Here is a 25,860-nt window from a genome sequence, read left to right as displayed (position 1 = left end):
TGTTTTCTAATGTCTTAAGGAGCCGAGGAAAACTCTTGACGTGCTACCTTGATTCAGACAGAGAACCAATGGCACGATCAGGGACCGCCCGTGACGCGCCAGTGAGTCCGGTCCGCTCGACCACCAGCAGAATCTGTCAGAATTTATAGTAATAGCTATGGGAGAAGAGGGTATCCCAAGACGACTATGTCTTGGGATTTAGGGTACCGTATATAAGCCTAGGCCGGGATTTGAACCCGGGGTCTCGTCCTTACCAAGGACGCGCTTTACCGCTAAGCTACCCAGGCGCAGTTCTCCGTAGCGCGGATTCGTCTTTAGGAGTTTCGATTCGTGGCGGTGTCGGCCGATCAGACGCAGTCACGAGTCCGTCGCCGACGACGGCACCCGATCGTCAGAACCGCCGCCGACGGCCGACAGCGACGCGATGCGTTCGGCGGTCGCCTCCGAGAACGCCGCGTCCGCCGGTTGCAACTCGCCGTCGCCGTCGCAGTCGCGGCCCAGATCCGCCGCGTATTCGAGGACCGCCGGGGAGGGCGTCGCGCCGACGGCCGTCATCCCGGCGACGACCGCGAGGGCGAAGACGTCCGATTCGAGGTTCCGATCGAGGGCGTCGACGTCCGCGCCGTCGGCGCGGCGGAGCGTCTGATCACGACCGAACGCGCGGACGACGTCGACCGCGCGGTCGGCGGCGTCGGTTCGGGCGAGAAGATAGAAGCCCCGGGAGACGAGCACGTCCGCGGCGAGGACGTCGAGGTCGGCGTCGATGTCGCCGGGGACGTCATCGAGCGTTGCGGTCCACGGCTCCTCGCGGGCGAGCGAGCGGGTGAGCCGGAGGCCCTCGTAGATCAGCTGCACACCGGCGGCTCGTTCCGCGAGCCCGTCGGCGTCCGTCTCCACTCCAGTATCGGGTGCGCGAGCGCTCACCAGCGCCAACACGGCAGGCGTCATCGGCGCGGCCGAGAGGTGCTCGAACAGCACCTCCCGGAGGCGATCGGGCGCAATGTCCTCAACCGCCTCGCGCGCGGCGTCACGGACCCGCACGGCGTCGTCCATCGACACTCCCTAGCGACGGGAGCGGCAAAGACCTTTGGAAACCCCACCGGCCGACGTGACGCGATCAGACGCGGAGTCGGGTGTCGAGGCGGTCCGAACCCCGGCGCAACTGGGCGGCCGCCGACGGCGTGCGCAACACGCCATCCCGCGGTCCGTCACACGGGAGAGCGCAGATCGTCACGCGAGAGACGCGCTTTCGAGACGCTTTTCAGAACTGAGACGAACCTCAGGGTATGTTCACCGGAATCGTCGAGACGACGGGCACCGTCGTCGAGGCGAGCGACGACGAGGGCGGCCGACGCCTCCGCATCGAAGTCGACGACGCGGACGGCACGGGCGGCGACGGAAAGCTCACACCCGACGAAGGCGAGACCGTCGTCTACGACGACCTACACCACGGCCAGTCCATCTCGGTCAACGGCGTCTGTCTGACCGTCGAGGCGTTCCGGACCGACCCGACCGCCCGGTTCGAGGTGTTTCTGGCGGCCGAGACCGTCGAGAAGACGTATCTCGGCGAGGTCGCCGTCGGCGACGCGGTCAACCTCGAACGCGCGCTCGCCGCCGACGGGCGGTTCGACGGCCACCTCGTCCAAGGCCACGTCGACACGACGACCGAGGTGACCGGGGTCGAACAGGTCGGCGACGACTGGTTCTTCGAGTTCGCCCTGCCGCCGTCGGTGAAGCGGTACGTCGTCCAGAAGGGATCGGTCACCCTCGACGGCATCAGCCTCACCGTCGCCGACCGCGGCACCGACCGGTTCGCGGTCGCGATCATCCCGACGACCTACGCGCTGACGACGCTCTCGGAGAAGTCCGTCGGCGACCCGGTTCATCTCGAAGTCGACGTCGTCGCGAAGTACGTCGAGCAGATGGTCAGCGGCTATCGCGACGTCATCGACGAAGGCTGAGGCGAGCGCCCGGCAGCGCCGTCACTCGAACTCGGTCAGTTCGGAGTCGAAATCGGACTCGGTGCTCGCCGGCGCGTGCGCGTCGCGGTACGCGTTCCGGTACTTCTGGATCTTCCGCAGCAGGAATAGGCCGAAGACGCCGTCGTAGATGAGCACGTAGATCAAAAACGGCGCGAGCCCCGAGAGCCCGGTGAGCGCGCCGATCACCGCCGAGCCGATCCCGACGGTCGTGTTGTACGTCGCGTGGACGAGCGCCGCCAGAATGATTCCCTTGACGACGATCGGGCCGCGGTTTCCGGGGTTGAACTTCGCGAGCCCGAGGTAGTAGCCCGCGATCGCCGAGTAGATCACGTGTCCGGGACCCGCGAGCGCTCTGATCGCGGTGATGCCGCCGCCCATACCGATGAGTCCGAGCCCCATATCGAGTCCCTCGTTCGGCAGCTCGCGAGTGATGTAAATCGCGTTCTCGATGACGGCGAACCCGAGGCCGGCCATCGCGCCGTACACGGCCCCGTCGAGGACGGCGTTGAACCGGTCGTCGGTGTAGGCGTACAGCCGGACGGCCAACAGCTTCACCGTCTCCTCGACCGGGCCGACGACGAGGAAGAAGAACAGCGCGGTTCCGAGAAAGCCGAGGACTTCGAAGTACGGGCTGAGGACTGAGTTGAGGACGGCCGCGAAGTTCGCCGTCAGCACCCCGAGCAGGAAGGTCGCGACGAGGAGCGACAGCGGCTCGCTCGACGTCACGTCCGTCGAGTACACGTACGCGGCCAGTCCGATCGCGGGAATCGCAGAGAGCGCGGTGAGGAGGCCGATCTGTGGGTCCGTCAGCGCTGCGAACCCGCCGATTCCCAAAAGCAGGAGGAACGCGAAGAGCACGATCGCGAGCCGGGCCGATCCGGCGAGGATGCGCCAGATGATCGAGGAGGCCCTGTCCAGCGGTGTGCGAATGTTCCACGTCGCCACGTCGTAGAGGTCCATCGAGTCGTCCGCGGCCTCCTCGATCGGATCGCGTCGCTCTCTCATCGAACCGGGATTCTCGCCCTCCGCCCTAAGGTCTTCGGGCGTTCGGAGGCGTACCCCGGAGCCGACGCGAGTCAGTCTCTGCAGCAGACGCGAGGCACCCGAGCACCGACGCGTCGCGCTCGACGCCACTGATGAGATTCAAACGTCCCCCGGTCGTAGGGCGGGTACGATGCACTTCGATCAGCGAACACAGCAGGCGCTCGGAGACATCGGCCTCTCGAAGGCGGAGATCCGCGAGGCGTCCGATCTCGTCGCCGACGCCGTCGAGCGCGACGCCGACCGACTCCGATCGTTCTTCGAGTGCGACGTCGTCTACTCGGACATGGAGATGGCCCACTCGAGCGGCGGGATCAACGAACACGCCGTGGCGTTCATCGACCTCTTTACCCACGGCAGCGACCTCCGCGGCTACCTCCGCTTCGACTCGTGGGGCGTCCCCGTCGAGGGCGGCCGAATCCTCTCGGAGGACGTCGTCGAACTCACGCTCGGGCCGACGGTCGACGGTCGCGTTCGGTTCGCACGCGACGAGGACGCGCTCAGATGAGCGGAGGAGGCGACTCCGAAGGCAGGGGCGACTCCGAAGGCAGGGGAACCACCCCGAAGGCCCGCGTCCGCGGCATCTACGCGACCGCCGTGACGCGGCTTCTCCTCGACGCGGGAGTCGACGTCGTGCAGGCCTCCGAATCGATCCGCGAGCGCTTCGACGCGGACTTCGGCGACGGCGCGCACGAGGCCACCGTCGCGACGACGGCGGACCGTCAGGGCGTCGGCGTCAGCGGCGACGCCGAGGCGGTCGAGGCCGTCGGCGCGGAGCTCCGTACCGTCGGACGCGACACCTTCGGATGGTCGGATCCGACGCCGCCGGGCGCGGTGTTCGACGCGACCGTTCGCGACACGCTCGGTTCGGGCGCGGTCTGCGACCTCGGCGACGCGGAGGGCTTTCTCCCCTACAGCGACGCGGATGACTACGTCGAGACGGGCGACAGGGTTCGGGTGCAGGTCCGCGAGAGCGCCCCGCCGTGGGTCGACCGTCGCCCGCGGCTCGGCACCGGACTCCGCGCGACCGGCGGACTCGCCACGCTCGTCCGCGGCCGGGACGGCGTCACCGTCGACACCCGCGACGACGCCGCGGGGCGGGAACTCGCCGGGATGACCGACCTCCTTTCTGTCACTCCCCCCGACGGCTGGGGAATCGAGTGGTCGCACGCGGCCACGAACGCCGATATGGGCACGCTCGAAGCCGCGCTCGAACGGGCCGTCGAACGCGCGGACGACCTCGAATCCGCGCTCGCTGACGACGATGGCGACGACAACGGCGCGGCGGGATCGGCGGCGTCAGACCCCGCGACGTCCGAACCCGCCTCGGAACCGGCCGCGATCGCAACGCCGTCGGCGGGCCGGTGGCTGTGGTTCGGCCGGGAGTCCCGCTTCGCGCTCGACGAGAGGCGGCGGGCGGTGACGGGGACGATGCCCGGCCACCACCGCACGAAGGCGGCCAGCGGATCGGCGAGCGCCGGGGTCGATCTCGCGGAGGCGCTCTGCGGGGCGAGCGGATTCGCGGGCGACGAGGGAAGTGGAGCGGCGGGAAGCGACGACGACGAAACCGGCGACACCGACTTCCCGTTCGCGGTCGTCTCGCGGCAGTTCGGCCCCGTCGAAGGCGACACCGTCGAGATCACGCACGGGAAGCCGGACGGTCGCGCGTTCTCGCTCGGAACCGGGGACGTCACCGACTGGGACGTCGACGGCACCGTCTCGGTCACGCGAACGCTCTCCGGCGGCGGCACGTACGACGGACTCGGGACGCGGCGCGAAGCGGGCGACACCGCGCTGACGAAGTTCCGCGAGGGGCGCTGGTGGTACCCGACCGTCTACCGGAGCGCCGACGGCGACCTCCGGGGCACGTACGTCAACGTCTGTACGCCCGTCGAGTGCTTCCCCGACGAGATCCGGTACGTCGATCTGCACGTCGACGTCGTAAAGCACCCAGACGGGACGGTCGAGCGCGTCGACGACGACGAACTGGACGCGGCCGTCGAGGCCGGACACGTCCCCGAACCGGCCGCCGAGAAGGCCCGGTCGGTGGCGGCGAGCCTCGTTCGCGCGCTGTCGAAATGAGGAACTGACCCGATCGGAGTGATGAGTCCGAGGAGCCGACTCCGGTCGAGACGACCGGGCGACACGGGGCCCCGTGTAACCGCCTCCCACGGCGCGTGTCGGGCGGAGAACAGCAAGTTTATCAGTCGCTCGCGGCGAATTGCACGCAAGATTACTCTCTAGGAGGTCAATGGTGACACAACAAACACAGCAACCGGAGGTGAACATCGGACTCGTCGGACACGTCGACCACGGGAAGACGACGCTCGTACAGGCGTTGTCGGGGTCGTGGACCGATCAGCACTCTGAGGAGATGAAGCGCGGCATCTCCATCCGACTCGGCTACGCTGACGCCACGTTCCGGAAGGTTCCCGGCGTCGACCCGCCGGAGTGCTACACGGTCGAGGAGACCGGCCCGGACGGCGAGGAGACCGAGGTGCTTCGGACGGTTTCGTTCGTCGACGCCCCGGGCCACGAGACGCTGATGGCGACGATGCTCTCGGGCGCGGCCATTATGGACGGGGCCGTGCTCGTTGTGAGCGCGACCGAGAACGTCCCGCAGGCCCAGACTGAAGAGCATCTGATGGCGCTCGACATCATCGGCATCGAGAACATCGTCATCGCGCAGAACAAGATCGATCTCGTCGACCGCGAGCGCGCGGTGGAGTCGTACGAACAGATCGAGGAGTTCGTCGAGGGCACCGTCGCCGAGGACGCGCCGATCGTTCCCGTCAGCGCCCAGCAGGAGGTCAACATCGATCTCCTGATCGACGCCATCGAGCGGGAGATCCCCACGCCAGAGCGCGACGAGGGCGAGTCGCCGCGGCTGTTCGCCGCACGCTCGTTCGACATCAACCGCCCCGGGACGACGTGGGAAGACCTGAAAGGCGGCGTCGTCGGCGGCTCCGTCGTCCAAGGCAAACTCGCCGCGGGCGAGGAGCTCGAACTGCGTCCGGGCCGCGAAGTCGAAGAGGGCGGCTCGGCGGAGTGGGAGCCGATCACGACCGAGATCCGCTCGCTGCAGGCCGGCGGCCAGTCCGTCGACGAGGTTCGACCGGGCGGCCTCTGCGGGATCGGAACGGGCCTCGACCCCAGCCTCACGAAGGGCGACGCCCTCGCCGGACAGGTCGCGGGCGAACCCGGGACGCTGCCGCCGACGCGCGAAGAGTTCACGATGGACGTCGAACTCCTCGACCGGATCGTCGGCGAGGACGAGGGCGCGATCGAGGAGATCTCGACCGGCGAGCCGCTGATGCTCACCGTCGGCACCGCGACGACCGTCGGCGCGGTGACCAGCGCCCGCTCGGGCGAGGCCGAGGTGTCGCTGAAGCGCCCCGTCTGCGCCGACTCGGGCGCGAAGATCGCCATCAACCGCCGCGTCGGCGCGCGCTGGCGACTCATCGGGATCGGCACGCTGCAGTGAGGACCGCGCCGATCAGACGAGTCGAGACCGAACCACGAGACGAGAGGAGATGACGACTGTGATACTCGATACCAACGCGCTGATGATGCCCATCGAACTCGACGTACGGGTCTTCGACGAGCTCGATCGGCTCTTCCCCACCAACATCGATCTGGTCGTCCCGCGCGCCGTCGTCGCCGAATTGGAGAAGCTCAGTGCGGCCGGAAACGGTACGGAGGCGACCGCGGCGAGCGTCGGACGCGATCTCGTCTCGCGGTGTCGCGTCGTCGAGACCGGCGTCTCCTACGCCGACGACGCAGTGGTCGAACTCGCAGCGCGAGAGGGCGGATACGTCCTCACCAACGACAGGCCGCTCCGCGACCGGTTGCTCGAACGCGGCGTTCACGTAATCGGTTTAAGGGGTCGAAACACATTGGAGATAACAGAACCATAGCATGTACAAACGGGTACGACTCAAAGACACAGTCGAGGTGCCACCAGCGCATCTCGCGGATGTGACGCCACAGCGGGTCAAGCGGCTCCTGCAGGACAAACTTGAAGGACGGATGGACGAGGACGTCGGCAGTGTCGTCAGCGTCGTCGACGTGCACGACATCGGCGAGGGGACGGTGCTGCCCGGCCGGGCGGGCGTCTACTACGAGGCGGAGTTCGACGCGATCACCTTCGACCCCGCGATGCAGGAGGTCGTCGACGGCGAGGTCGTCGAAGTCGTCGAGTTCGGCGCGTTCGTCGGTATCGGACCGGTCGACGGGCTCTTACACGTCTCCCAGATTTCCGACGAGTTCCTCGCGTACGACGGCGAGAACCAACAGCTCGCGTCGACGGAGTCGAACCGGACGCTCAGCGTCGGCGACTCCGTCCGCGTCCGCGTCGTCACGAAGAGCATCGACGAACGCAACCCACGCGACTCGAAGATCGGCCTCACCGCCAAACAGCCGGGACTCGGCAAGCACGGCTGGCTCGAAGCCGATCGACAGGCCAACACCGCCACGACCGGTGCGGAGGGCGAATAGATGGCCTCGTCCCGTCTCGCCTGCCGGGAGTGTCACTACATCAACCACGGCGACGCGCAGGCGTGTGAGAACTGCGGATCCAGCAGTCTCACCGAGGACTGGGCGGGCTACGTCGTCATCACGCACCCCGAGCAATCCGAGATCGCCGAAGAGATGAACGTCAACGAGCCGGGCGGCTACGCGCTGAAGGTCCGCTGACGCGGATGCTCACGCTTCCCGAGGATCTCCGAAGCGCGTTCAAGGGACCGTTGGGCCCGGTCTACACCGACGCAGAGGCGTTGCTCGCCGACGCCGGAGAGCCGATTATCGCCGTCGGCGACGTCGTCACCTATCACCTCCGACGCGCGGGCCACGCCCCGTCGGTCGCGGTCGTCGACGGGAAGACGAAACGCGAGGCGGTCGACGCGGAGATCCGCGAGGCGCTCGCCGATCCCGAGCACCGTCGGGACGTCGAGAATCCACCGGGAGCTATCTCTAAAGCCCTCCTGGCGGCGCTCGCGGCCGCCGTCGCGGCCGCGGAGCCGACCACGATCGTCGTCGACGGCGAGGAGGACCTCGCGGCGCTCCCGGCGGTGCTCGTCGCCCCCCTCGGAGCCACGGTCGTTTACGGCCAACCCGACGAGGGGATGGTCCGCGTCGCGGTGACCGAGGAATCGAAAGCCGAGATGCGGTCGCTGATCGAACGGATGGACGGCGACGTCGCCGGCGCGTTGGCCGCTATGGGCGTCGACGAGTAGCTGAAGCCGACAATCACCGCGAGCACAGCGGGCGAACCCCGCGTTCGTCCCTTCGAAATCCTTTTACTCCTTTCGGGAGGATGGTAGGACAACTGAACCATGGAAATCGACATCATCTCCGAGGACGGCAACCCGATGTTGCATCGGTCCGACGTCCGATTCGAGATCGTTCACGACGAAGCCACGCCCTCGCGGCTCTCCGTTCGCGACAGCCTCGCCGCGAAGCTGAACAAGGATTCCGACGAAGTCGTCGTCCACAAACTCGACACGAAGTTCGGAATGCGCAAGACCGTCGGCTACGCGAAGGTCTACGATTCGCCCGAACTCGCCAGCGACATCGAGCAGGACTACATGCTCGATCGGAACAAGATAGAGGCCGACGAGGCCGCCGAAGCGGAAGCCGAAGAGGCATAGTTCGGTCGCACGGCCCGAACACCACTACTTTTCGATGCGAACCGTCGGAATCGAAGGGACCGCCTGGGCCGCCAGTGCCGCGCTCTACGACAGCGAAACCGACGAGGTCGTCATCGAGTCCGACCCCTACGAACCGGACAGCGGCGGTATTCACCCGCGCGAGGCGGCCGAGCATATGGGATCTGCGGTCCCCGAGGTCGTCTCGACGATTCTCGATCACGCGGCCGCGACGGCAGCACCCGAGGCTGACGGCCCCGACATCGACGCGGTGGCGTTCTCTCGCGGCCCGGGGCTCGGCCCGTGTCTCCGAATCGTCGGCACCGCCGCGCGAGCGCTGGCGCAGTCGCTGTCGGTGCCGCTCGTCGGCGTCAACCACATGGTGGCGCACCTCGAAATCGGTCGCCACCAGTCGGGTTTCGACTCCCCCGTCTGTCTGAACGCCTCGGGTGCGAACGCGCACCTCTTGGGCTATCACAACGGCCGCTATCGAATCCTCGGTGAGACGATGGACACCGGCGTTGGAAATGCAATAGACAAGTTCACGCGCCACCTCGGCTGGTCGCATCCCGGCGGTCCGAAGGTCGAACAGCGAGCCGCAGAGGGGGAGTACCACGACCTCCCCTACGTCGTCAAGGGGATGGACTTCTCCTTCTCGGGGATTATGTCCGCCGCGAAGGACGCCGTCGACGACGGCGTACCCGTTGAGGACGTCTGCGCCGGGTTACAGGAGACCATCTTCGCGATGCTGACGGAGGTCGCCGAGCGGGCGCTGTCGCTGACGGGCACGGACGAACTCGTCCTCGGCGGCGGCGTCGGCCAGAACGCGCGGCTCCGCGAGATGCTCGAATCGATGTGCGAGCAGCGCGGCGCGGAGTTTTACGCTCCCGAGCCGCGCTTTCTCCGCGACAACGCGGGAATGATCGCGGTGTTGGGCGCGAAAATGCACGCCGCGGGCGACACGCTCGAAATCGCAGAGTCGTCAGTCGATCCGAACTTCCGTCCGGATCAGGTCCCAGTGACGTGGCGCGGCGACGACGAGGACGTCGTCCGGGCTCCGACGGCGTCGGGGACGGTCCGGGGCGCGGAGGCGACGGTGACGATCGAAGGCGATCGAGTCATCAAGCGCCGCGTCCCGAAGGCGTATCGACACGCGTCGCTCGACGACCGGCTTCGGGCCGAGCGCACCCGCGCGGAGGCGCGGCTCACGAGCGCCGCCCGGCGCGTCGGCGTCCCGACGCCGGTCGTCTACGACGTCGACCCCGCGACAGGAACGCTCGTGTTCCAGCGCGTCGGCGACGACGACCTCGCCGCGGCGCTCTCCGTCGATCGGTGCCGCGCGGTGGGCCGACACCTCGCAGCGATCCACGCGGCGGGCTTCGTCCACGGCGACCCGACCACGCGAAACGTCCGCGTCGACGACGAGCGGACGTATCTCATCGACTTCGGCCTCGGCTATCACACCGGCCACGTCGAAGACCAAGCGATGGACCTCCACGTGTTCAAACAGAGCGTCGCCGGGACGGCCGCAGAGGCGGAGCCACTGCTCGCGGCCGTCGAGGAGGGGTACGCCGCCGTCGGCGACGAGGAGGTCCGGACGCGGCTCCGCGAGATCGAAGGCCGCGGCCGGTATCAGTCGGCGTCGCAGTAGCTGTCGTGGCGTTTGCAAGTCTTCACTCACCCGCCCGCACGACTGCGTGCGATCGGATGGGAAATCAGTTGCAAACGCTACGATAATGCCGTCGCGAGGAGTCGGTAGCACCGTCGCTTGGATCCGAAACGGTTAGGGCGAACAGTCGGCACCAGCGTCGGCGACGTCGTCGGGAGCCAGCCCCTCCCGAACGTCGCCGTCAGTCCCGCGTCGACGTGCCGAACAATCGCAGCCCGACGCGGGTAACTGTCACATCACGGCGGCGATGGTCCCGGCATCGGATATAAACGCTCGCAGCGGTTCGTCGGCTTCTCCCGATGCGGTTCGGTGGCGTCGCCGTCAGGGAGGTTCGGATGCCAAAACGATTTATGACAGCCCGGCGTACCGTGTCGTATGGTAGACAAGCCGAAGCAGGGAGAGATTCTCGGGATTCCGTACAACTTCGAACGGCCGTCGATCGGGCGGATGCTCGCCTCGTACTGGAAGCCGGGGGAGAAAATGCTCGTGAAGAAACCCTTCGGCATCGGCTACACGCTCAACCTCGCGAACTGGCGCTCGTGGGTCGCCCTCGCGGTCGTCGGCGGGCTGCTCTGGCAGGAACAGAAGTCCCGAAGCGGCGAGGACGTCGAGGCCGACGACGGCGACGACGGCCCGGTCGAAGTCATCGTCGACTGATCGCGGCACTGCGGCCCGGGTGAGCGCGCGGCCGCGGCTCCGACGTCTCTGTCCCCGCCCACACGGCGCGGAACCGACGGTACTTTCTCGCGACTCGACGAGAACCTGAGCAGATGCTTCGCTACGTCACGACGAACGCGGGAAAAGTGCGCGAAGCGCGCGAGTACCTCGACGGCGTCGAGCAGTTAGACTACGATTACACGGAGATACAGGCCGCCGAGTTGGGCCCGATCGCCGCTCGCGGTGCGCGCGAGGCCTACCGGTACGCCGGAGAGCCGATCCTCGTCGACGACGCCGGACTGTTCATCGAGGGGTTCGACGGCTTCCCCGGCCCGTACTCCGCCTACGTCGACGACACGCTGGGCGTCGAGACCGTCCAGCGACTCGTCGAGGGCGAAATCGACGGGCCGCGTCGGGCGTCGTTCCGCTGCGTCCTCGCGTACTGCGACGGCGAATCGTTCGAGGCCTCGCCCGATCCCGTCGACCGCGACGACCGAAGCGCTGCGGCGGCCGCGGGCGCTGCCGGAGCGGTCGGCGGTTCAGACGACGGCGACGCCGACACGCTGCCGGTGAAACTGTTTCACGGGACGGTCCGCGGCCGGATCGTCGAACCCCGCGGCGAGGGCGGTTTCGGCTACGATCCGATCTTCGAGCACGACGGGACGACGTTCGCCGAGATGAGCGCCGTCGAGAAGAACGCCGTTTCCCACCGCGGCCGGGCGTTCGCGAAATTCGCCGAGTGGTTCGAATCGCGGTCGGAGTGAGAGACGGAATCCCGTCGCTGACAGCGCGCCACTGAACCGAGGACGGCAGTCTATAGCCTTATCCGTCCGCCGGTCGAATCCGATCGTATGAATCTAGTGCCGGACACCAGCGCGATCATCGACGGTCGCGTGTCCGAGCGGGTCGAGTCGGACGGCGACGCGGTAACGGTGTTGGTCCCCGAAGCCGTCGTCGGCGAGCTCGAATCGCAGGCCAACGACGGCCTCGACACCGGGTGGGAGGGGCTCGAAGAGCTCCAGCGACTCGCCGAACTCGCTGACGACGGCGCGGTCGAGATCCGGTACGTCGGCCGGCGAACGAAACCGAGCGAGGCCACCGGAGCCCACGAAGGCGACATCGACGCGCTCATCCGCGAGGTCGCCGAGGACGAGGGCGCGACGCTTCTCACCAGCGACGTCGTCCAAGCCGAGGTCGCGCGGGCGAAGGGCCTCGACGTCGAGTACGTCGAGCCGCGAATCCGCGGCTCCGGCGAACTCATCATCGAGGAGTTCTTCGACGACGAGACGATGTCGGTGCACCTGAAAACGGGGACGAAGCCGAAGGCCAAGCGGGGGGCCATCGGCGAGATGCACTATCAGACGATCGACGAGACGGTGACCGACGAGGCGACGATGAAGGAGTGGGCCGACGACATCGAAAACACCGCCCGGAGCAGTCCGGACGGCTTCTTGGAGCTCTCGGAGCCCGGAATGAGCATCGTGCAGTTCCGCGATTACCGCATCGCGGTCGCCCGCCCACCCTTCGCCGACGGCATCGAGATCACCGCCGTCCGGCCGATCGTCAAGACGGACTTAGACGACTACGAGTTCGCCGACGAACTCAAAGATCGGCTGCGAGAGCGCCAGCGCGGCGTCCTGATCTCGGGATCGCCCGGTGCCGGGAAGTCGACGTTCGCGCAGGCGGTTGCGGAGTTCCTCACCGACAGCGACTACGCGGTCAAGACGATGGAGAAGCCCCGAGACCTCCAAGTCGGCCCCGAAATCACCCAGTACACCGCTCTCGGCGGCGACATGGAGAAGACCGCGGACTCGCTGCTCCTCGTCCGCCCGGACTACACGATCTACGACGAGGTGCGGAAGACGAAGGACTTCGGCGTCTTCGCGGATATGCGGCTCGCGGGCGTCGGGATGGTCGGCGTCGTCCACGCGACCCGCGCCATCGACGCCCTCCAGCGGCTCGTCGGCCGCGTCGAACTCGGGATGATCCCGCAGGTCGTCGATACTGTAGTCTATATCGAGGACGGCCGCGTCGACACCGTCTACGACGTGCGGACCGAGGTGAAAGTGCCCGAGGGGCTCACCGCCGAGGATCTCGCGCGCCCGGTCATCCAAGTCGCGGACTTCGAGACTGGAAAGCCGGAATACGAGATCTACACCTTCAACCGCCAAGTCGTCACTGTGCCGCTCAGCGACGACGACGGCGGGAGCGACGAGACCGGCGTCGGTCGGCTGGCCCGCCAAGAGATCGAACGCGAGATCCGCTCGATCGCTCGCGGCCACGTAGACGTCGAGCTCAAGGGCCAGAACGAGGCCGTCGTCTACGTCGAGGAGGACGACATCTCCTACGTCATCGGCAAGGGCGGCGGTCGGATCTCCGACGTCGAAGACCGGCTGGGAATCGACATCGACGTGCGGACGCACGACGAAAAACCCGGACACGGCGGGTCGGGAAGCGACGGCGGCAACGGCGGAACAGGCGGTGGAACCTCCGATGGCGTGGTCGTCACGCCGGAGGTGACCTCCCGGCACGTGGTCATCCGGATGGACGAGCACGTCGGCGAGACCGTCGAGATCCGCGCGGACGGCGAGTACCTCTTCACCGCGACGGTCGGCCGCGGCGGCGACATCCAAGTGTCGAGAGGCAGCGCCATCGCCGACGAACTCGAACAGGCGATCGACCGCCGACAGCAGATCACGGTTCACTCGGCCTGAGGCTCGGTTTTCGAATCGGGCCTCGAACCGGACGATTCTTTTCCCGACGCCGACACCCTCGGGTATGGACGCCGACACGCCCGCAGAAGACGTTCTCGACGAGCTGTTCGCGACGATCGAGGACCGCAAGGAGACGCTGCCCGAGGGCTCGTACACCGCCTCGCTGTTGAGCCACGAGAAGGGGAAAAACGCCGTCCTGGAGAAGCTCGGCGAGGAGACGACGGAGACGATTCTCGCGGCGAAGGACGGAGACGACGAGGAGCTACTCGCCGAGAGCGCGGACCTCGTCTATCACCTGCTCGTCCTGCTGGCGATGGAGGATGTCACGCTCGACGATCTCCGCGTGGAGCTTCGAGAGCGGTTCTGAGCGGTGAGATGCGCCGGTAACACACCGGTACTCGAAGGTGGGTCTATACCGACTCGGGACGTAACCCGATGCGATGCCAGTCAGCCCCAACCTCCTCGAACGGCTCGTGCTGTTTCGGCTCAACCGGGGGCCAGCGCCGTTGCTCGATCTCCTCGGTGCCGCGAGCTTCGAGTCGGTCTCGCTCGCGCTGGATATGGGTCTCTTTCGGACGCTCGCGCGGTCTGACGGGCCACTTACCGCCGAGACGCTCGCCGAGCGAACGGGCGCGCACCCGGACGGAGTCGCGATGTTGTGTAATTTCCTCGTGGCCGAGCGATACCTGACGAAGGGCAGCGAGGGCTACCGGCTCACGGCGATGACCGAGACGTGGCTGCTACCGGACGCCGAGACGGATATGGGACCGTGGCTCACCTTCTGGGACGAGCTCGTGTTTCCCTTCTGGGAGCGGGAACTCGAAACGGCGGTGCGGGAGGGTGAGCCGAGTCAGTCCATCTACGAGTGGTTCGACGAAGCGCCCGAGCGCTGGGCGATCGCACAGGAAGGCTTCCGCGCGACGGCGTCGCTCGTCGTCGACGACGTCGCAGAGGCGGTGACCGTCCCCGAGGGCGGCGGCCACCTCTTGGACGTCGGTGGCGGTCACGGGCTGTATTCGATGGAGCTCTGTGAACGGTATCGCGGTCTCTCGGCGACGATTTTCGACGTTCCCGGTGCCGTCGAGGCTATCCACGACGACATCCCCGCTGAACTAACGGGCCGCATCGAGACGCAGGCTGGCGATTATTTCGACGACGACCTCGGATCGAGTTACGACATAGCGCTGCTTTTCAACGTCGTCCACGCGCACGATCCGGCGGAGAACGTGGCGCTCTTCGAGCGCGTTGCCGACGCGCTCGCACCGGGCGGCCGGATCGCCGTCCTCGACCAGTGGGAGGGAAGCGGCCGGACACCGGTCGCCAGCGCCAGTCTGCGGTTCGTCGCACTGACGTATCTGACGACGCTCGGCGCGAGCGTGTACTCCCACGAGGAGGTCTCGGCGTGGCTGGAGGCTGCGGAATTCACCGACATCCGGCGGCGACGCGTCGGCCCCCTCTCCGGGATGGCGATCGTCGAGGCGACGAAGCCCTGACAGTCAGATTCCGGCGTGGGGGGCCCTCCAAACGGTCTCGGAGCTAACCCAGCGGCTACCGGAACGAGACGCCGAGGTCGCGTGCGTCGTTCTGCCTCGCGACGTTGAGCAGAAGCGGCGTCAGCGACTCCACTTCGGCGGCGTTGGCGAGCTCGCCCGCATCGAGCGCGCGAAGGCCGTCGACGTCGTCGACGATCCCCGAAACGACGCGTTTGGCCCGGTCGTCGTCGCCGACGAGCAGGGTGTCGATGCCGAGCTCCGCGTCGAGATCGGCGAGGCGGCCCGCGGGAAGCGAGTGGAACGCGCCGACGACGTCGACGCCCGCGGGCGCGGCCTCGGCCACGAGTGCGGTCACGCTACCCGCCGAGGGGAGATGGGCGTGCGCGCCGTCGTCGTCGCGGCACATCCCCGCGGCGGGTGTGACGATGACGTTCCCTTCGCGGAGGCCACCGGCGACGGAGTCGACGGTGTCGGCGACGGTGTACGGCGGGACGGCGAGCACGACGACGTCCGCGCGGTCGGTCGCCATCGCGTTCTCGAAACCGGTGACCTTGACGTCGCGGCCGTGGTCGGCGACGGTCGCCCGGTACGCGTCCGCGGCGTCGTGGGCGGCGTCGGGGTCGCGAGAGCCGATCACCACCTCGTGGTCAGTGTGGGAGGCGAGCCGGACCGCGAGCCCCTCGCCGAGGTCGCCGGTGCCGCCGAGTAGCGCGATTCGCATACGAAAGCGTGCGGCAGCGACCGGGTAAAGGGTTGCGAGCGCCCGCCGGGAGCGGGTGCATCGAATCAGGTTCGCGGGCCGGACAGCGCGGGGGCGTAGACGACGAGAAACCCGAGCAGCGGCGCGGCGAGCAGGGTACCGAAGAGGACGACCGTTCGCGCCGTCGTCTCCGGCGGGAGCAGTGCCCACGCGAGTAACCCGAGCGCGTCGACGACGATCACGACGGTCACGAAACGGAGCAGGTCGGATCGAACGTCGCTCACGGCGTCGGGCCTCCGCCCCACCGGACCGGGTTCAGCCACTCCGCCCGGGTCGCGAGGAGCCACGCCGCGCCGAACGTGACGACGTTCACGGCGATCCCCTCGAAGCCGAGGATCCCGAACGCGACGCGACCGACGACCGCGACGAGGAAGAACACGACGTAGCGGACGGTCTGGTCTCCCGGTTTCGTCCGCGGTGAGACGGTCCCGCGTGAGATCCGGGCCGCGATCAGCGCGACGATGACGAACGTCGCGAGGGCGACGCCCACCGAGAGCGCGCCCGTCGGATCCGGAACGAGGAGGAGCGAGAGGGTGACCGCGACCAACGCGGCGAAGATCCCGGCCCAGAACAGCCGTTCGACACGAATCGCCTCCATACCGTCGTCACCCCCCGAGCAGCGCCGGGAGGTCGTTCACGGAGTCGACGACCGCGGCCGCGCCGACCGATTCGTACGCCCGGCGACCGGATTCGCCGGTCAGCCCGCCTGTGAGAACGCCGATACCGTAGTAGGTCCTCGCGGGGTCGGCCTCGGCGGCGTTGACGGCGGTCTTCACGTCGTCGAGGGTGTCGCCCGCGAAGGCGACGCTGTCGGCGTCGAAGCGCTCCGCGAGCGTCGTCAGCGCGTGCGGGTGCGGTTTCCCCTCGTCCCAGTCGTCCATCGTGAACCGGTGCTCCGCTGGGACGTCGAGTCCGACGCGGTCGAGCGCGATGTCCGCCTCAGCTGCCGGACGGCCGGTGAGCACGCCCACTGCGGCGTTCGCTTCGAGCGATTCGAGCGTTTCGGACTCGACGATGATCGGTTCGTCGTGGATGTAGCCCGCCGTCTCGAACGGCGGCTCACCGCCTTCGAGTTCGCGGTACAGGTCTCCACCGAGGTAGAGCGCCTGAAAGGCGTCACGGAGCCCGTATCGATCCCACTCGTTGCGGACGGCGGCGAGGTCGGCATCGCTCAGGTGGTCGGCGGCGACCGACTCGGCTCCGGCGAGGCCGCCGCCGGGTTCGATCCGCGCTGTGAACGTCGAGAGGTCGATCGGCTCGCGTTCGTCGACGAGGACGTACAGCGCCGCGGCGTACGTCACGTCCCAGTCGTTGTTGAAGCCGCCGGCGTCCTTGAACAGCTGGACGTCGTCGCGGTCGATCGTCCGGTCGTACAGTCGTGTGACGGACTCCACGATAGCCCGCCGGTAGGAGTCGGCGACGTCGAGGAGGACGCCGTCGATGTCGAGGACGACCGCGTCTGCGTGCATACTGGAACCCGACCGGGCGGGAGCCTTAGCGTTGTCCCTTCGTTGCGCGTCACGGTCGGCGACGCCCGGGAGCGGCCACTCGTCGGAGTTAGGAGCTATTTTACCCTCCCATCTTGAGAGCATAGGTATGGACTACGACCCGCAGGAACTCGAAGCGCGTTGGCGCGAGCGGTGGGCCGAGGAGGGTCGCTACGAGGCGGATCCCGACGCCGAGGTGGTCGCCGCAGGCGGCGCTACCGACGGGGACGCCGCGAGCGATGCCGGCGACGGGGACGCAACGAGCGGTTCCGGCGACGGAGACGCCGCGGGCGACGAACCCACGTTCATCACGGTCCCGTATCCGTATCCCAGCGGCGGGATGCACATCGGACACGCCCGGACGTACACCGTTCCGGACGTCTACGCTCGGTACCGACGACAGCAGGGCGACAACGTGCTCTTTCCGATCGCTTGGCACGTCACCGGCACGCCGATCATCGGCGCGGTCGAGCGCCTGAAAAAGGGCGAAGAAGAACAGCTCTCGGTGCTTCGCGACACCTACGACGTCGCCGAGGACACCTTACAGGACCTCGAAACGCCGATGGGCTACGCCCGCCACTTCATCGAGGAGCACTACAAGAAGGGGATGAAGGACCTCGGGCTCTCGATCGACTGGCGGCGGGAGTTCACCACCAACGACGACCGCTACTCGAAGTTCATCACCTGGCAGTACGAGACGCTCCGCGACCGGAACCTGCTCGAAAAGGGCCTCCACCCGGTCAAGTACTGTACTAACGAGAAACAGCCGGTGACGACCCACGACCTGCTGGAAGGCGAGGAGGCCGAGTTCCAAGAGTACACGCTGGTCCGGTTCGGCCACGGCGACACGATCGTCCCGATGGCGACGCTCCGGCCCGAGACGGTCCGCGGCGTCACGAACGCTTACATCGATCCCGACGCCGACTACGTGATCGCCGACGTCGACGGCGAGGAGTGGTTCGTCTCCGCGGCGGCCGTCGAGAAGCTCCAACTGCAGGGTCACGACGTCACCGCGAAGCGCACCGTCGCCGGCGAGCATCTCGTCGGCGAGCGCGTGACCAACCCGATTACCGGCGACGAGGTGCTCGTCCTGCCCGCCGATTTCGTCGACGCCGACAACGCCACCGGCGTCGTGATGTCGGTGCCGGCGCACTCGCCGGACGACTACGTCGCGCTCGAGGAGGCGAAGGCCGACGACGAGCGGATGCGGGAATATGAAATCGATCCCGCCGAGGTCGAGGAGATCGAACCGATTCCGATCCTCACGATCGAGGGCTACGGCGAGATCCCCGCGAAGACCGCCGTCGAGGAGGCGGGGATCGAATCGAGCGCCGACCCCGCGCTCGAAGAAGCGACCAAAGAGCTGTACAACAGCGAGTTCCACAGCGGCCGACTGAACGACGAATACGGCGAGTTCGCCGGGGAGATCGTCGAAGACGTTCGCGGTCGCTTCCGCGACGCCTACCGCGAGGAGGGCGCGTTCGGAACGATGCGGGAGTTCTCTGAGGAGGTCGTCTGCCGGTGCGGCGGCGACGTCGTCGTCGCCGAGCAGGACACGTGGTTCCTGCGCTACAACGACGAGGCGTGGAAGCGGAAGGCGCACGAGGTCGTCTCGCGGATGGAGGCCATCCCGGAGAACACCCGCGGCGAGTACGATCACACGATCGACTGGCTGAACGAGTGGCCCTGCATCCGAAACTACGGGCTCGGGACCCGACTGCCGTGGGACCAAGACTTCGTCATCGAGCCGCTGTCGGACTCGACGATATATATGGCGTACTACACGATCGCCCACCGACTCGACGAGATCCCCACCGAGGACCTCGATCGGGCGTTCTTCGACGCCCTGTTCTACGGCGCGGACGCCGTCGACGACCCCGACGAGCGGGCGCTCGAACTCCGCGCGGAGTGGCTCTACTGGTATCCGGTCACCTATCGGTTCTCCGCGAACGACCTCATCTCCAATCACCTGACCTTCTATCTCTTCCACCACGCCGAACTGTTCGACGAGGCGCAGTGGCCCGAGGGAATCGTCATTATGGGGATGGGTCTCTTGGAGGGCGAGAAGATGTCCTCCTCGAAGGGCCACGTCGTTCTCCCGGGGAAGGCCATCGACGAATACGGCGCGGACACCGTTCGCTTCTTCCTGCTCAACTCCGCGGAGCCGTGGCAGGACTACGACTGGCGCGCCGAGCAGGTCGCCTCCGTCCAGAATCAGCTCGAACGCTTCTGGAACCGAGCGCAGGACGTCATCGACAATCCCGGTCCCGAGGAGCGCCCCGAGTTCGCGACCGAAGATCGCTGGCTGCTGTCGCGGCTACAGCGCACCGTCGCCGAGGTCACCGAGGCGATGGAAGGCTCCGAGACTCGCACGGCGAGTCAGGCCGCCTTCTACGACTTCGAGGAGGATCTGCGGTGGTACCGCCGCCGGACGGACCTCTCACGACCCGCCGCGCGGTGGACCCTTCGAGAGGTCTTGAGGACGCGCCTTCGACTGCTCGCGCCGTTCGTACCCTTCCTGACGAACGAGCTGCACGAACAGCTCACGGGCACGCCCGCCGAGGACGCTCCGTGGCCGACGGTCGACGAGGACCTGTTGGACGCTCAAATCGAAACAGCCGAAACCCAAGTCGAACGGCTCGTCGACGATATTCAGGGAATTCAGCAGTCGCTACAAAACGCCGAGGAGGACGTCCCCGAAGCGGATCCCGACCGCATTCGCATCACCGTCGCCGCCGACTGGAAGCGAGAGGTGTTCGCGACGGTCGCTGACGTCGGAGCCGATCAAGGCGCGGTGATGGGGAAGGTGATGCAGGACCCCGACCTCCGCGAGCGCGGCAACGCGGTCAACGACCTCGTTGGCGAACTGATCGAGTTCGCCCGCGGCCGCGACGACGAGGAGCTCGCGGTGCTCGCCGAAATCGACGAGGCGAGCGCCTACGAGCGTGCGACGGACTTCCTCGGGACGGAGTTCGACGCCGAGATCGTCGTCCAGCGCGAGGGCGAGGACGTCGAAGCCCGCAAGCAGGCCGTGCCGTTCCGTCCGGCGATCGAACTCGAAGCGGAGTAATCGTCAAAACGGAAGCCGAGTAACGCTCCCAAATCGAGGTGCGACGTCGGGCGATAGTAGCATTTGCGAGTCTTCACCCACTCAATCGCACGACAGGGTGCGATCGGATGCGCAATCAGTTGCAAACGCTACGATAACATCGATAGTGGTTACACCGCCGTAACCCGCTGTCATTCCGCTAGTTGGACTATTTCCCGTCCCGACTCGCGAAGGTTTATGCCCGTTCGACCGCTGAATCGTATTGATGGCAGAGGCAGAACAGGAGAGTCTCGACGACCTCCCGCCGAGCGCGAAGCTGGTTTTCAAGGTACTCGAATACAACGGCCCGCTGACCCAGAAGGGGATCGTCCAAGAATCGATGCTTTCGGCTCGGACGGTCCGGTACGCGCTCGAACGGCTCGAAGAGATCGACGTCGTCGACGAGGACGTCTACTTCGCGGACGCGCGACAGAACCTCTATCAGCTCACCGACGACGCGCCCGATACGCATCCCACCGAGGGCGACGCCGACGAGGCGGAAGCCTGCTGCGCCGAGTAACGCACGCCAGCGACTGCGTGAGACGGCTCGTCGAGTTCCACGAGAAGTTATCCCGTTCGAGCACCGAGTAGGCGTATGTCACTCTCACTCGATTCGACGCAACTGGACCGGTACTCCAGACACATCATTATGGACGAGGTCGGCCCCGAGGGACAGGCGATGCTCCTCGACTCCCGCGCGCTCGTCGTCGGCGCGGGCGGCCTCGGCGCGCCGGTGATCCAGTACCTCGCCGCCGCGGGCGTCGGCGCACTCGGCGTCGTCGACGACGACGTCGTCGAGCGGAGCAACCTCCAGCGGCAGATCATCCACGGCGACGACGACGTCGGTCGCCCGAAGGTCGACAGCGCCGCAGACTTCGTCGCGAGCCTCAACCCCGACGTCGACGTCGAGACCTACGAGACGAGGCTGGGAAAGGAGAACGTCGACGAGGTGGTCCCCGGCTACGACGTCGTCGTCGACGCCTCCGACAACTTCCCGACCCGCTATCTGCTGAACGACTTCTGCCGACTGCACGAGATACCCATCGCTCACGGTGCCATCTACAAGTTCGAGGGGCAGATCACGACGCTCGAACCCGACGGCCCCTGCTACCGCTGCCTGTTTCCCGAAGCCCCCGAACCCGGAACGGTCCCCGACTGCGCGACGACGGGCGTCCTCGGCGTCCTCCCCGGGACCGTCGGCTGCATCCAAGCGACGGAGGCCGTAAAGCTGCTGCTCGACGCCGGTGAGACGCTCGGCGGGCGGCTGCTCTTCTACGACGCGATGGAGATGAGCTTCGAGACGGTCCCCTACCAGCGGAACCCCGACTGCCCCGTCTGCGGCGACGATCCGATCGGCTCCATCGACGACGTGGAGTACACCGCGGCGTGCACCATCAGCGCGGACTGAGAGCGCTACGGTGGCCGGTCAGGGTGGCTGAGAGCGCTACGGTGGCCGGTTAGGTGACCGACAACACAGTCGCTCGTCGGCCCGAATTGGCGAACAGCCGGCACCCGCTCGCGACGACGCGTCCCCGAAGGTCGCCGATCGTCTCCCGCGCCGACGTGCCAAGCAACCGCGGCCCGACGCGGGGTAATGCTTACGTCACGGGGACGCTGGCCGCGTCTTCGTATATAAACTATCGGCGGTGAGGGCCGCGCGTCGTCGGTGCGGGCCGCGTACGCAACAGACCGCAGCGTTTTATCCGCCCGCTGCCCTCGTGCGGGTATGGCCTCGCAGGGAATCGTCGAGCAGTTTCTCTCTCTGAAGTCCGACACCGACGCGGACGTGCTGACGATGCAGTGCGGCGACTTCTACGAGTTCTTCGCCGACGACGCCGAGTTGGTCGCCGACGAGTTGGATCTGAAAGTCTCTCAGAAGTCCTCGCACGGGTCGTCGTACCCGATGGCGGGCGTCCCCGTCGACGACCTCACGCCGTATCTGAAGGCGCTCGTCGAGCGCGGCTACCGCGTCGCCGTCGCCGATCAGTTCGAGGACGGAGGCGATCACTACCGCGAGGTGACGCGGCTCGTCACGCCGGGTACGCTGCTGGAAACCGACGACGCCGACGCGCGCTACATCGCCGCCGTCGTCGGCGGCGAGAGCGACTCCCGGACGGAATCGAGCACGGACACCGACGACGTCGGTCTCGCGTTCGTCGACGCGACCACCGGCCAGTTCCTCGTCACCGTCGCCGCCGACGCCGACGACGCGCTCTCGGAACTGTACCGCTTCAGCCCCGTCGAGATCCTCCCGGGGCCGGAGACCCGCGACGACGACGCGTTCGTCCGACGCCTCCGGGAGGAGACGGACGCGTCGGTCGCGCTGTTCGAGGCCGACGCGTTCGCGCCCGGGCGGGCGGCGCACGCGCTCCGCAAGCAGTTCGGCCGCGAAACGCTAGACAGCGTGGGGCTCGACGCGGAGCCCGCGATCAGAGCCGCGGGCGCAGCGCTCCGCTACGTCGAGGAGACGGGCGCGGGCGTGTTACCGTCGATGACGCGGCTGCAGACGTTCGAGACGCAGGAGCACCTCGACCTCGACGCGACGACCCAGCGAAACCTCGAACTCACCGAGACGATGCAGGGCGGGCGAGACGGGACGCTCGTCGACACGATCGACCACACCGTGACGAGCCCCGGCGGCAGACTGCTGCGCGAGTGGGTGACGCGCCCCCGACGTGACCGACGGGAGCTGAACCGACGCCTCGACTGCGTAGGCGCGTTGGCGTCGGCGGCGCTCGCTCGCGAACGCGTGCGGGAGACGCTCGACGGCGGCTACGACCTCGAACGGCTGGCTGCGCGCGCCACGTCCGGCAGCGCCGACGCTCGGGACCTGCTCGCCGTCCGCGACACCCTCGCGATCCTCCCGGACGTCGCCGGCGCCGTCGAGGGATCGCCGCTAGCGGACTCGCCGCTCGCCGACGTCGTCGACCGACCGGATCGAGAGGCCGCAGGTCGCCTACGCGAGGAGCTGGAATCAGCGCTCGCCGACGACCCGCCGAAGACGGTCCGACAGGGCGGGCTGTTCCGCCGCGGCCACGACGACGGACTGGACGACCTGCTGGAGCGCCACGCCGAAGCGCAGGAGTGGATCGACACGCTCGCCGAGCGCGAGAAGCGTCAACACGGCCTGAGCCACGTCACTGTCGACCGCAACAAGACCGACGGACACTACATCCAAGTGGGCAAGTCCGTCGCCGACGACGTGCCCGAGCACTACCGGGAGATCAAGACGCTGAAGAACTCAAAGCGGTTCGTCACCGACGAACTGGAAGAGCGCGAGCGGGACATCCTCCGATTGGAGGAGGCCCGCGGCGACTTGGAATACGAGCTGTTCTGCGACCTCCGCGACCGAGTGGGCGAGCGCGCGGCGCTCCTGCAGGACGTCGGCCGCGCACTCGCCGAAATCGACACGTTGGCGTCGCTGGCGACGCACGCCGCCGGAAACGACTGGGTGCGACCGGAACTGACCGATCCCGGCCCGCTCGACATCGAGGCCGGGCGACACCCCGTCGTCGAGCAGACGACCGAGTTCGTCCCGAACGACCTCCGGATGGGAGAACGTAGAGCGTTCCTGCTCGTCACCGGGCCGAACATGAGCGGGAAGTCGACGTATATGCGGCAGGTCGCGCTCATCACGCTGCTCGCGCAGATCGGCAGCTTCGTCCCGGCGCGTTCGGCGACAATCGGCGTCGTCGACGGCATCTACACCCGCGTCGGCGCGCTCGACGAACTCGCGCAGGGGCGGTCGACGTTTATGGTCGAGATGCAGGAGCTCTCGAACATCCTGCACTCGGCGTCGGCGGAGTCGCTGGTCATCCTCGACGAGGTGGGACGAGGGACCGCAACCTACGACGGTATCTCGATCGCGTGGGCGGCCACCGAATACCTCCACAACGAGGTGCGCGCGAAGACGCTCTTTGCGACCCACTACCACGAACTCACGTCGCTGGCTGAGCACCTCGACCGCGTCGCGAACGTCCACGTCGCGGTGGACGGCGACCGCGACTCCGCCGACAGCGATGGCGTGACCTTCCTCCGGACGATCGAGGAGGGTCCGACCGACCGCTCCTACGGTGTCCACGTCGCGGAGTTGGCGGGCGTCCCCGATCCCGTCGTCTCCCGCGCCGACGACGTGCTCGCGCGGCTCCGCGCCGAGGAGGCGATCGAAGCCCGCGGTGGCGGCGGCGAGGGCGACGAGCCGGTCCAAGCGGTGTTCGACCTCTCGGCCGGGCAGTTCGTCGGCGCGGATTCGTCGCGTGCAGACTCGACGAGCGCGGTCGACGGCAGTAAGGACACAGATCTCGCAGACGGCTCATCGTCTCGCGGCAGGGAAAACGGTGCCGCAGCCGACGTCGAGGAAACGAACGTCGAAGAAAGCGACAGAACCGAAGAAGCCGCCGGAGACGACAGCAACGCGACCGCACCGGAAGTCGAAGCGATCGCCGCGGAGTTGAACGAGCTAGATCTGAACGGAACGTCCCCGATCGACGTGATGACGAGGGTCCAAGAGTGGCAACGGCGACTCAACGAGCGATCAGCGGACGGCGAGTGAACACGCGGCATCGACTCATCGGGTTTCACCATTACGGACGAACGCGGGTCCACGCTTTTGTACTCCGAGCGTGTTGTGTTGACATATGACGTTCATCATCGTCGGATACGGGCGGGTCGGTGCGCGGACGGCTCGGATCCTGTACGAGGAGGGATATCCGGTCGTGGTGGTCGAAAACGACCCGGATAAGGTCGAGCGCGCACGAGAGGCGGGATTCGAGGTCGTCGAGGGCGACGGCAGCAACGAGTCGGTGCTGAAGCGGGCGGGCGTCGAGGACGCCGTCGCGCTCGGCGGCCTCACCGGCGATCCGAACGTGAACTTCGCGGCGTGTAAGATCGGCAAACAGTACGGGTGCCGGGTGGCGATGCGGATCAGCGAGGACTTCACAGAGGAGATCTACGAGCAGTACGAAGAGGACGTCGACGAGGTGATCTACCCCGAACGGCTCGGGGCGGCGGGCGCGAAGACGGCGCTGCTCGGCGGGACGTTCAACGCGATCGGCGAACTGACCGAGCAACTGCGGCTTACCACCCTGTCGATACCCGAGGGCTCACCCGTGATCGGTCGGAAAGTGAACGACATCGACCTCGAAGATTTCGGTCGGATATACGCGCACGGCCGGAAACGGGAACCGATGACGATTCCGCTGCCCGGAACGATGATCGAAGCGGACGATCAGCTCGCGCTCGTCGTCGAGCACGACGGGCTCGACCGGGCGAAGGAGGTGCTCCTCGGCGACGGCGCGAGTACGACCGTCTCGAACGGGTGAACG

General features: G+C 67.2%; 26 protein-coding genes and 1 tRNA gene. 20 read left to right on the top strand and 7 right to left on the bottom strand.

Going from position 1 to position 25,860, the window contains the following annotated elements:
• Positions 1-215 precede the first annotated feature (215 nt).
• Positions 216-287: transfer RNA gene (locus U5919_RS01080), tRNA-Thr, on the bottom strand.
• A 70-nt stretch (positions 288-357) separates the two neighbouring features.
• Complete coding sequence (locus tag U5919_RS01075) at positions 358-1,053, bottom strand: DUF7114 family protein (RefSeq protein ID WP_336021684.1); 696 nt, start codon at positions 1,051-1,053, stop codon at positions 358-360.
• Between the two features lie 233 nt (positions 1,054-1,286).
• On the opposite strand from U5919_RS01075, the gene U5919_RS01070 reads away from it, so the two are divergent.
• Complete coding sequence (locus U5919_RS01070) at positions 1,287-1,961, top strand: riboflavin synthase (protein WP_336021683.1); 675 nt, start codon at positions 1,287-1,289, stop codon at positions 1,959-1,961.
• A 21-nt stretch (positions 1,962-1,982) separates the two neighbouring features.
• Here U5919_RS01070 and U5919_RS01065 read toward each other — a convergent pair whose 3' ends face one another.
• Positions 1,983-2,987, bottom strand: coding sequence for a PrsW family intramembrane metalloprotease (locus U5919_RS01065; RefSeq protein ID WP_336021682.1), 1,005 nt, complete (start codon positions 2,985-2,987; stop codon positions 1,983-1,985).
• A gap of 169 nt (positions 2,988-3,156) precedes the next feature.
• On the opposite strand from U5919_RS01065, the gene U5919_RS01060 reads away from it, so the two are divergent.
• The 14 genes from U5919_RS01060 to U5919_RS00995 all read left to right on the top strand — a co-directional run bounded on the left by U5919_RS01060 (position 3,157) and on the right by U5919_RS00995 (position 15,201).
• On the top strand, positions 3,157-3,531 hold the full coding sequence (locus U5919_RS01060) for a DUF7532 family protein (RefSeq protein ID WP_336021681.1): 375 nt from the start codon (positions 3,157-3,159) through the stop codon (positions 3,529-3,531).
• Positions 3,528-5,105, top strand: coding sequence for a ribonuclease FAU-1 family protein (locus U5919_RS01055; RefSeq protein ID WP_336021680.1), 1,578 nt, complete (start codon positions 3,528-3,530; stop codon positions 5,103-5,105). The genes U5919_RS01060 and U5919_RS01055 overlap by 4 nt, the downstream gene beginning before the upstream one ends.
• Before the next feature lie 172 nt (positions 5,106-5,277).
• A complete protein-coding gene (locus U5919_RS01050) occupies positions 5,278-6,507 on the top strand; it encodes a translation initiation factor IF-2 subunit gamma (protein ID WP_336023835.1) in 1,230 nt (409 codons plus the stop codon).
• A gap of 49 nt (positions 6,508-6,556) precedes the next feature.
• The gene (locus tag U5919_RS01045) at positions 6,557-6,940 is read left to right on the top strand and encodes a type II toxin-antitoxin system VapC family toxin (RefSeq protein ID WP_336021679.1); all 384 of its coding nucleotides are present in this window, start codon (positions 6,557-6,559) and stop codon (positions 6,938-6,940) included.
• A 1-nt stretch (position 6,941) separates the two neighbouring features.
• Positions 6,942-7,520 (top strand): DNA-directed RNA polymerase, encoded by a 579-nt coding sequence (locus U5919_RS01040; RefSeq protein ID WP_336021678.1) that lies wholly within the window; start codon positions 6,942-6,944, stop codon positions 7,518-7,520.
• Positions 7,521-7,718: a transcription elongation factor subunit Spt4 gene (spt4, locus tag U5919_RS01035; RefSeq protein WP_336021677.1), complete on the top strand. Its 198-nt coding sequence runs from the start codon at positions 7,521-7,523 to the stop codon at positions 7,716-7,718.
• A gap of 5 nt (positions 7,719-7,723) precedes the next feature.
• Complete coding sequence (locus U5919_RS01030; RefSeq protein ID WP_336021676.1) at positions 7,724-8,257, top strand: GTP-dependent dephospho-CoA kinase family protein; 534 nt, start codon at positions 7,724-7,726, stop codon at positions 8,255-8,257.
• A gap of 99 nt (positions 8,258-8,356) precedes the next feature.
• Positions 8,357-8,671: a 30S ribosomal protein S24e gene (locus U5919_RS01025; RefSeq protein ID WP_336021675.1), complete on the top strand. Its 315-nt coding sequence runs from the start codon at positions 8,357-8,359 to the stop codon at positions 8,669-8,671.
• 34 nt (positions 8,672-8,705) lie between these two features.
• Positions 8,706-10,319, top strand: a complete 1,614-nt coding sequence (locus U5919_RS01020; protein WP_336021674.1) for a bifunctional N(6)-L-threonylcarbamoyladenine synthase/serine/threonine protein kinase — start codon at positions 8,706-8,708, stop codon at positions 10,317-10,319.
• Between the two features lie 393 nt (positions 10,320-10,712).
• On the top strand, positions 10,713-10,994 hold the full coding sequence (locus U5919_RS01015) for a DUF5808 domain-containing protein (RefSeq protein WP_336021673.1): 282 nt from the start codon (positions 10,713-10,715) through the stop codon (positions 10,992-10,994).
• A 113-nt stretch (positions 10,995-11,107) separates the two neighbouring features.
• Complete coding sequence (locus tag U5919_RS01010; RefSeq protein ID WP_336021672.1) at positions 11,108-11,758, top strand: non-canonical purine NTP pyrophosphatase; 651 nt, start codon at positions 11,108-11,110, stop codon at positions 11,756-11,758.
• 87 nt (positions 11,759-11,845) lie between these two features.
• Positions 11,846-13,708, top strand: a complete 1,863-nt coding sequence (locus U5919_RS01005; RefSeq protein ID WP_336021671.1) for a PINc/VapC family ATPase — start codon at positions 11,846-11,848, stop codon at positions 13,706-13,708.
• A 64-nt stretch (positions 13,709-13,772) separates the two neighbouring features.
• The gene (hisE, locus tag U5919_RS01000; protein WP_336021670.1) at positions 13,773-14,075 is read left to right on the top strand and encodes a phosphoribosyl-ATP diphosphatase; all 303 of its coding nucleotides are present in this window, start codon (positions 13,773-13,775) and stop codon (positions 14,073-14,075) included.
• A gap of 73 nt (positions 14,076-14,148) precedes the next feature.
• Positions 14,149-15,201: a methyltransferase gene (locus U5919_RS00995; protein WP_336021669.1), complete on the top strand. Its 1,053-nt coding sequence runs from the start codon at positions 14,149-14,151 to the stop codon at positions 15,199-15,201.
• A gap of 55 nt (positions 15,202-15,256) precedes the next feature.
• Here the strand turns inward: U5919_RS00995 and npdG are convergent, their stop codons facing one another.
• The 4 genes from npdG to U5919_RS00975 all read right to left on the bottom strand — a co-directional run bounded on the left by npdG (position 15,257) and on the right by U5919_RS00975 (position 17,430).
• Positions 15,257-15,922: an NADPH-dependent F420 reductase gene (npdG, locus tag U5919_RS00990; protein ID WP_336021668.1), complete on the bottom strand. Its 666-nt coding sequence runs from the start codon at positions 15,920-15,922 to the stop codon at positions 15,257-15,259.
• A 65-nt stretch (positions 15,923-15,987) separates the two neighbouring features.
• Entirely contained in the window at positions 15,988-16,185 is a 198-nt protein-coding gene (locus U5919_RS00985) for a hypothetical protein (RefSeq protein ID WP_336021667.1), read from the bottom strand.
• The gene (locus U5919_RS00980) at positions 16,182-16,559 is read right to left on the bottom strand and encodes a hypothetical protein (RefSeq protein ID WP_336021666.1); all 378 of its coding nucleotides are present in this window, start codon (positions 16,557-16,559) and stop codon (positions 16,182-16,184) included. The genes U5919_RS00985 and U5919_RS00980 overlap by 4 nt, the downstream gene beginning before the upstream one ends.
• A 7-nt stretch (positions 16,560-16,566) precedes the next feature.
• A complete protein-coding gene (locus U5919_RS00975; RefSeq protein WP_336021665.1) occupies positions 16,567-17,430 on the bottom strand; it encodes a TIGR01548 family HAD-type hydrolase in 864 nt (287 codons plus the stop codon).
• Positions 17,431-17,557: 127 nt separating this feature from the next.
• Between U5919_RS00975 and leuS the strand changes: the two genes are divergently transcribed.
• The 5 genes from leuS to U5919_RS00950 all read left to right on the top strand — a co-directional run bounded on the left by leuS (position 17,558) and on the right by U5919_RS00950 (position 25,857).
• Entirely contained in the window at positions 17,558-20,518 is a 2,961-nt protein-coding gene (gene leuS / locus U5919_RS00970; protein ID WP_336021664.1) for a leucine--tRNA ligase, read from the top strand.
• A 244-nt stretch (positions 20,519-20,762) separates the two neighbouring features.
• Positions 20,763-21,056 (top strand): helix-turn-helix domain-containing protein, encoded by a 294-nt coding sequence (locus U5919_RS00965; RefSeq protein ID WP_336021663.1) that lies wholly within the window; start codon positions 20,763-20,765, stop codon positions 21,054-21,056.
• A gap of 75 nt (positions 21,057-21,131) precedes the next feature.
• Complete coding sequence (ubaA, locus tag U5919_RS00960; protein ID WP_336021662.1) at positions 21,132-21,944, top strand: SAMP-activating enzyme E1; 813 nt, start codon at positions 21,132-21,134, stop codon at positions 21,942-21,944.
• A gap of 318 nt (positions 21,945-22,262) precedes the next feature.
• On the top strand, positions 22,263-25,088 hold the full coding sequence (mutS, locus tag U5919_RS00955) for a DNA mismatch repair protein MutS (RefSeq protein ID WP_336021661.1): 2,826 nt from the start codon (positions 22,263-22,265) through the stop codon (positions 25,086-25,088).
• Positions 25,089-25,173: 85 nt separating this feature from the next.
• Positions 25,174-25,857: a potassium channel family protein gene (locus U5919_RS00950; protein WP_336021660.1), complete on the top strand. Its 684-nt coding sequence runs from the start codon at positions 25,174-25,176 to the stop codon at positions 25,855-25,857.
• The last annotated feature ends 3 nt before the right edge of the window (positions 25,858-25,860 follow it).

Source organism: Halobellus sp. LT62 (genome assembly GCF_037031285.1).
GTDB classification, from domain to species: domain Archaea; phylum Halobacteriota; class Halobacteria; order Halobacteriales; family Haloferacaceae; genus Haloquadratum; species Haloquadratum salinisoli.
Note: the sequence above shows the minus strand (reverse complement) of the source record. Positions and strands in the feature narration are given on the sequence as shown.

What these genes read in the sequence shown, in the direction of transcription:
- U5919_RS01075 (WP_336021684.1), bottom strand. Translation starts at nt 1,053, where the DNA reads ATGGACGACGCCGTGCGGGTCCGTGACGCCGCGCGCGAGGCGGTTGAG.
- U5919_RS01070 (WP_336021683.1), top strand. Translation starts at nt 1,287, where the DNA reads ATGTTCACCGGAATCGTCGAGACGACGGGCACCGTCGTCGAGGCGAGC.
- U5919_RS01065 (WP_336021682.1), bottom strand. Translation starts at nt 2,987, where the DNA reads ATGAGAGAGCGACGCGATCCGATCGAGGAGGCCGCGGACGACTCGATG.
- U5919_RS01060 (WP_336021681.1), top strand. Translation starts at nt 3,157, where the DNA reads ATGCACTTCGATCAGCGAACACAGCAGGCGCTCGGAGACATCGGCCTC.
- U5919_RS01055 (WP_336021680.1), top strand. Translation starts at nt 3,528, where the DNA reads ATGAGCGGAGGAGGCGACTCCGAAGGCAGGGGCGACTCCGAAGGCAGG.
- U5919_RS01045 (WP_336021679.1), top strand. Translation starts at nt 6,557, where the DNA reads ATGACGACTGTGATACTCGATACCAACGCGCTGATGATGCCCATCGAA.
- U5919_RS01040 (WP_336021678.1), top strand. Translation starts at nt 6,942, where the DNA reads ATGTACAAACGGGTACGACTCAAAGACACAGTCGAGGTGCCACCAGCG.
- spt4 (WP_336021677.1), top strand. Translation starts at nt 7,521, where the DNA reads ATGGCCTCGTCCCGTCTCGCCTGCCGGGAGTGTCACTACATCAACCAC.
- U5919_RS01030 (WP_336021676.1), top strand. Translation starts at nt 7,724, where the DNA reads ATGCTCACGCTTCCCGAGGATCTCCGAAGCGCGTTCAAGGGACCGTTG.
- U5919_RS01025 (WP_336021675.1), top strand. Translation starts at nt 8,357, where the DNA reads ATGGAAATCGACATCATCTCCGAGGACGGCAACCCGATGTTGCATCGG.
- U5919_RS01020 (WP_336021674.1), top strand. Translation starts at nt 8,706, where the DNA reads ATGCGAACCGTCGGAATCGAAGGGACCGCCTGGGCCGCCAGTGCCGCG.
- U5919_RS01015 (WP_336021673.1), top strand. Translation starts at nt 10,713, where the DNA reads ATGGTAGACAAGCCGAAGCAGGGAGAGATTCTCGGGATTCCGTACAAC.
- U5919_RS01010 (WP_336021672.1), top strand. Translation starts at nt 11,108, where the DNA reads ATGCTTCGCTACGTCACGACGAACGCGGGAAAAGTGCGCGAAGCGCGC.
- U5919_RS01005 (WP_336021671.1), top strand. Translation starts at nt 11,846, where the DNA reads ATGAATCTAGTGCCGGACACCAGCGCGATCATCGACGGTCGCGTGTCC.
- hisE (WP_336021670.1), top strand. Translation starts at nt 13,773, where the DNA reads ATGGACGCCGACACGCCCGCAGAAGACGTTCTCGACGAGCTGTTCGCG.
- U5919_RS00995 (WP_336021669.1), top strand. Translation starts at nt 14,149, where the DNA reads ATGCCAGTCAGCCCCAACCTCCTCGAACGGCTCGTGCTGTTTCGGCTC.
- npdG (WP_336021668.1), bottom strand. Translation starts at nt 15,922, where the DNA reads ATGCGAATCGCGCTACTCGGCGGCACCGGCGACCTCGGCGAGGGGCTC.
- U5919_RS00980 (WP_336021666.1), bottom strand. Translation starts at nt 16,559, where the DNA reads ATGGAGGCGATTCGTGTCGAACGGCTGTTCTGGGCCGGGATCTTCGCC.
- U5919_RS00975 (WP_336021665.1), bottom strand. Translation starts at nt 17,430, where the DNA reads ATGCACGCAGACGCGGTCGTCCTCGACATCGACGGCGTCCTCCTCGAC.
- leuS (WP_336021664.1), top strand. Translation starts at nt 17,558, where the DNA reads ATGGACTACGACCCGCAGGAACTCGAAGCGCGTTGGCGCGAGCGGTGG.
- U5919_RS00965 (WP_336021663.1), top strand. Translation starts at nt 20,763, where the DNA reads ATGGCAGAGGCAGAACAGGAGAGTCTCGACGACCTCCCGCCGAGCGCG.
- ubaA (WP_336021662.1), top strand. Translation starts at nt 21,132, where the DNA reads ATGTCACTCTCACTCGATTCGACGCAACTGGACCGGTACTCCAGACAC.
- mutS (WP_336021661.1), top strand. Translation starts at nt 22,263, where the DNA reads ATGGCCTCGCAGGGAATCGTCGAGCAGTTTCTCTCTCTGAAGTCCGAC.
- U5919_RS00950 (WP_336021660.1), top strand. Translation starts at nt 25,174, where the DNA reads ATGACGTTCATCATCGTCGGATACGGGCGGGTCGGTGCGCGGACGGCT.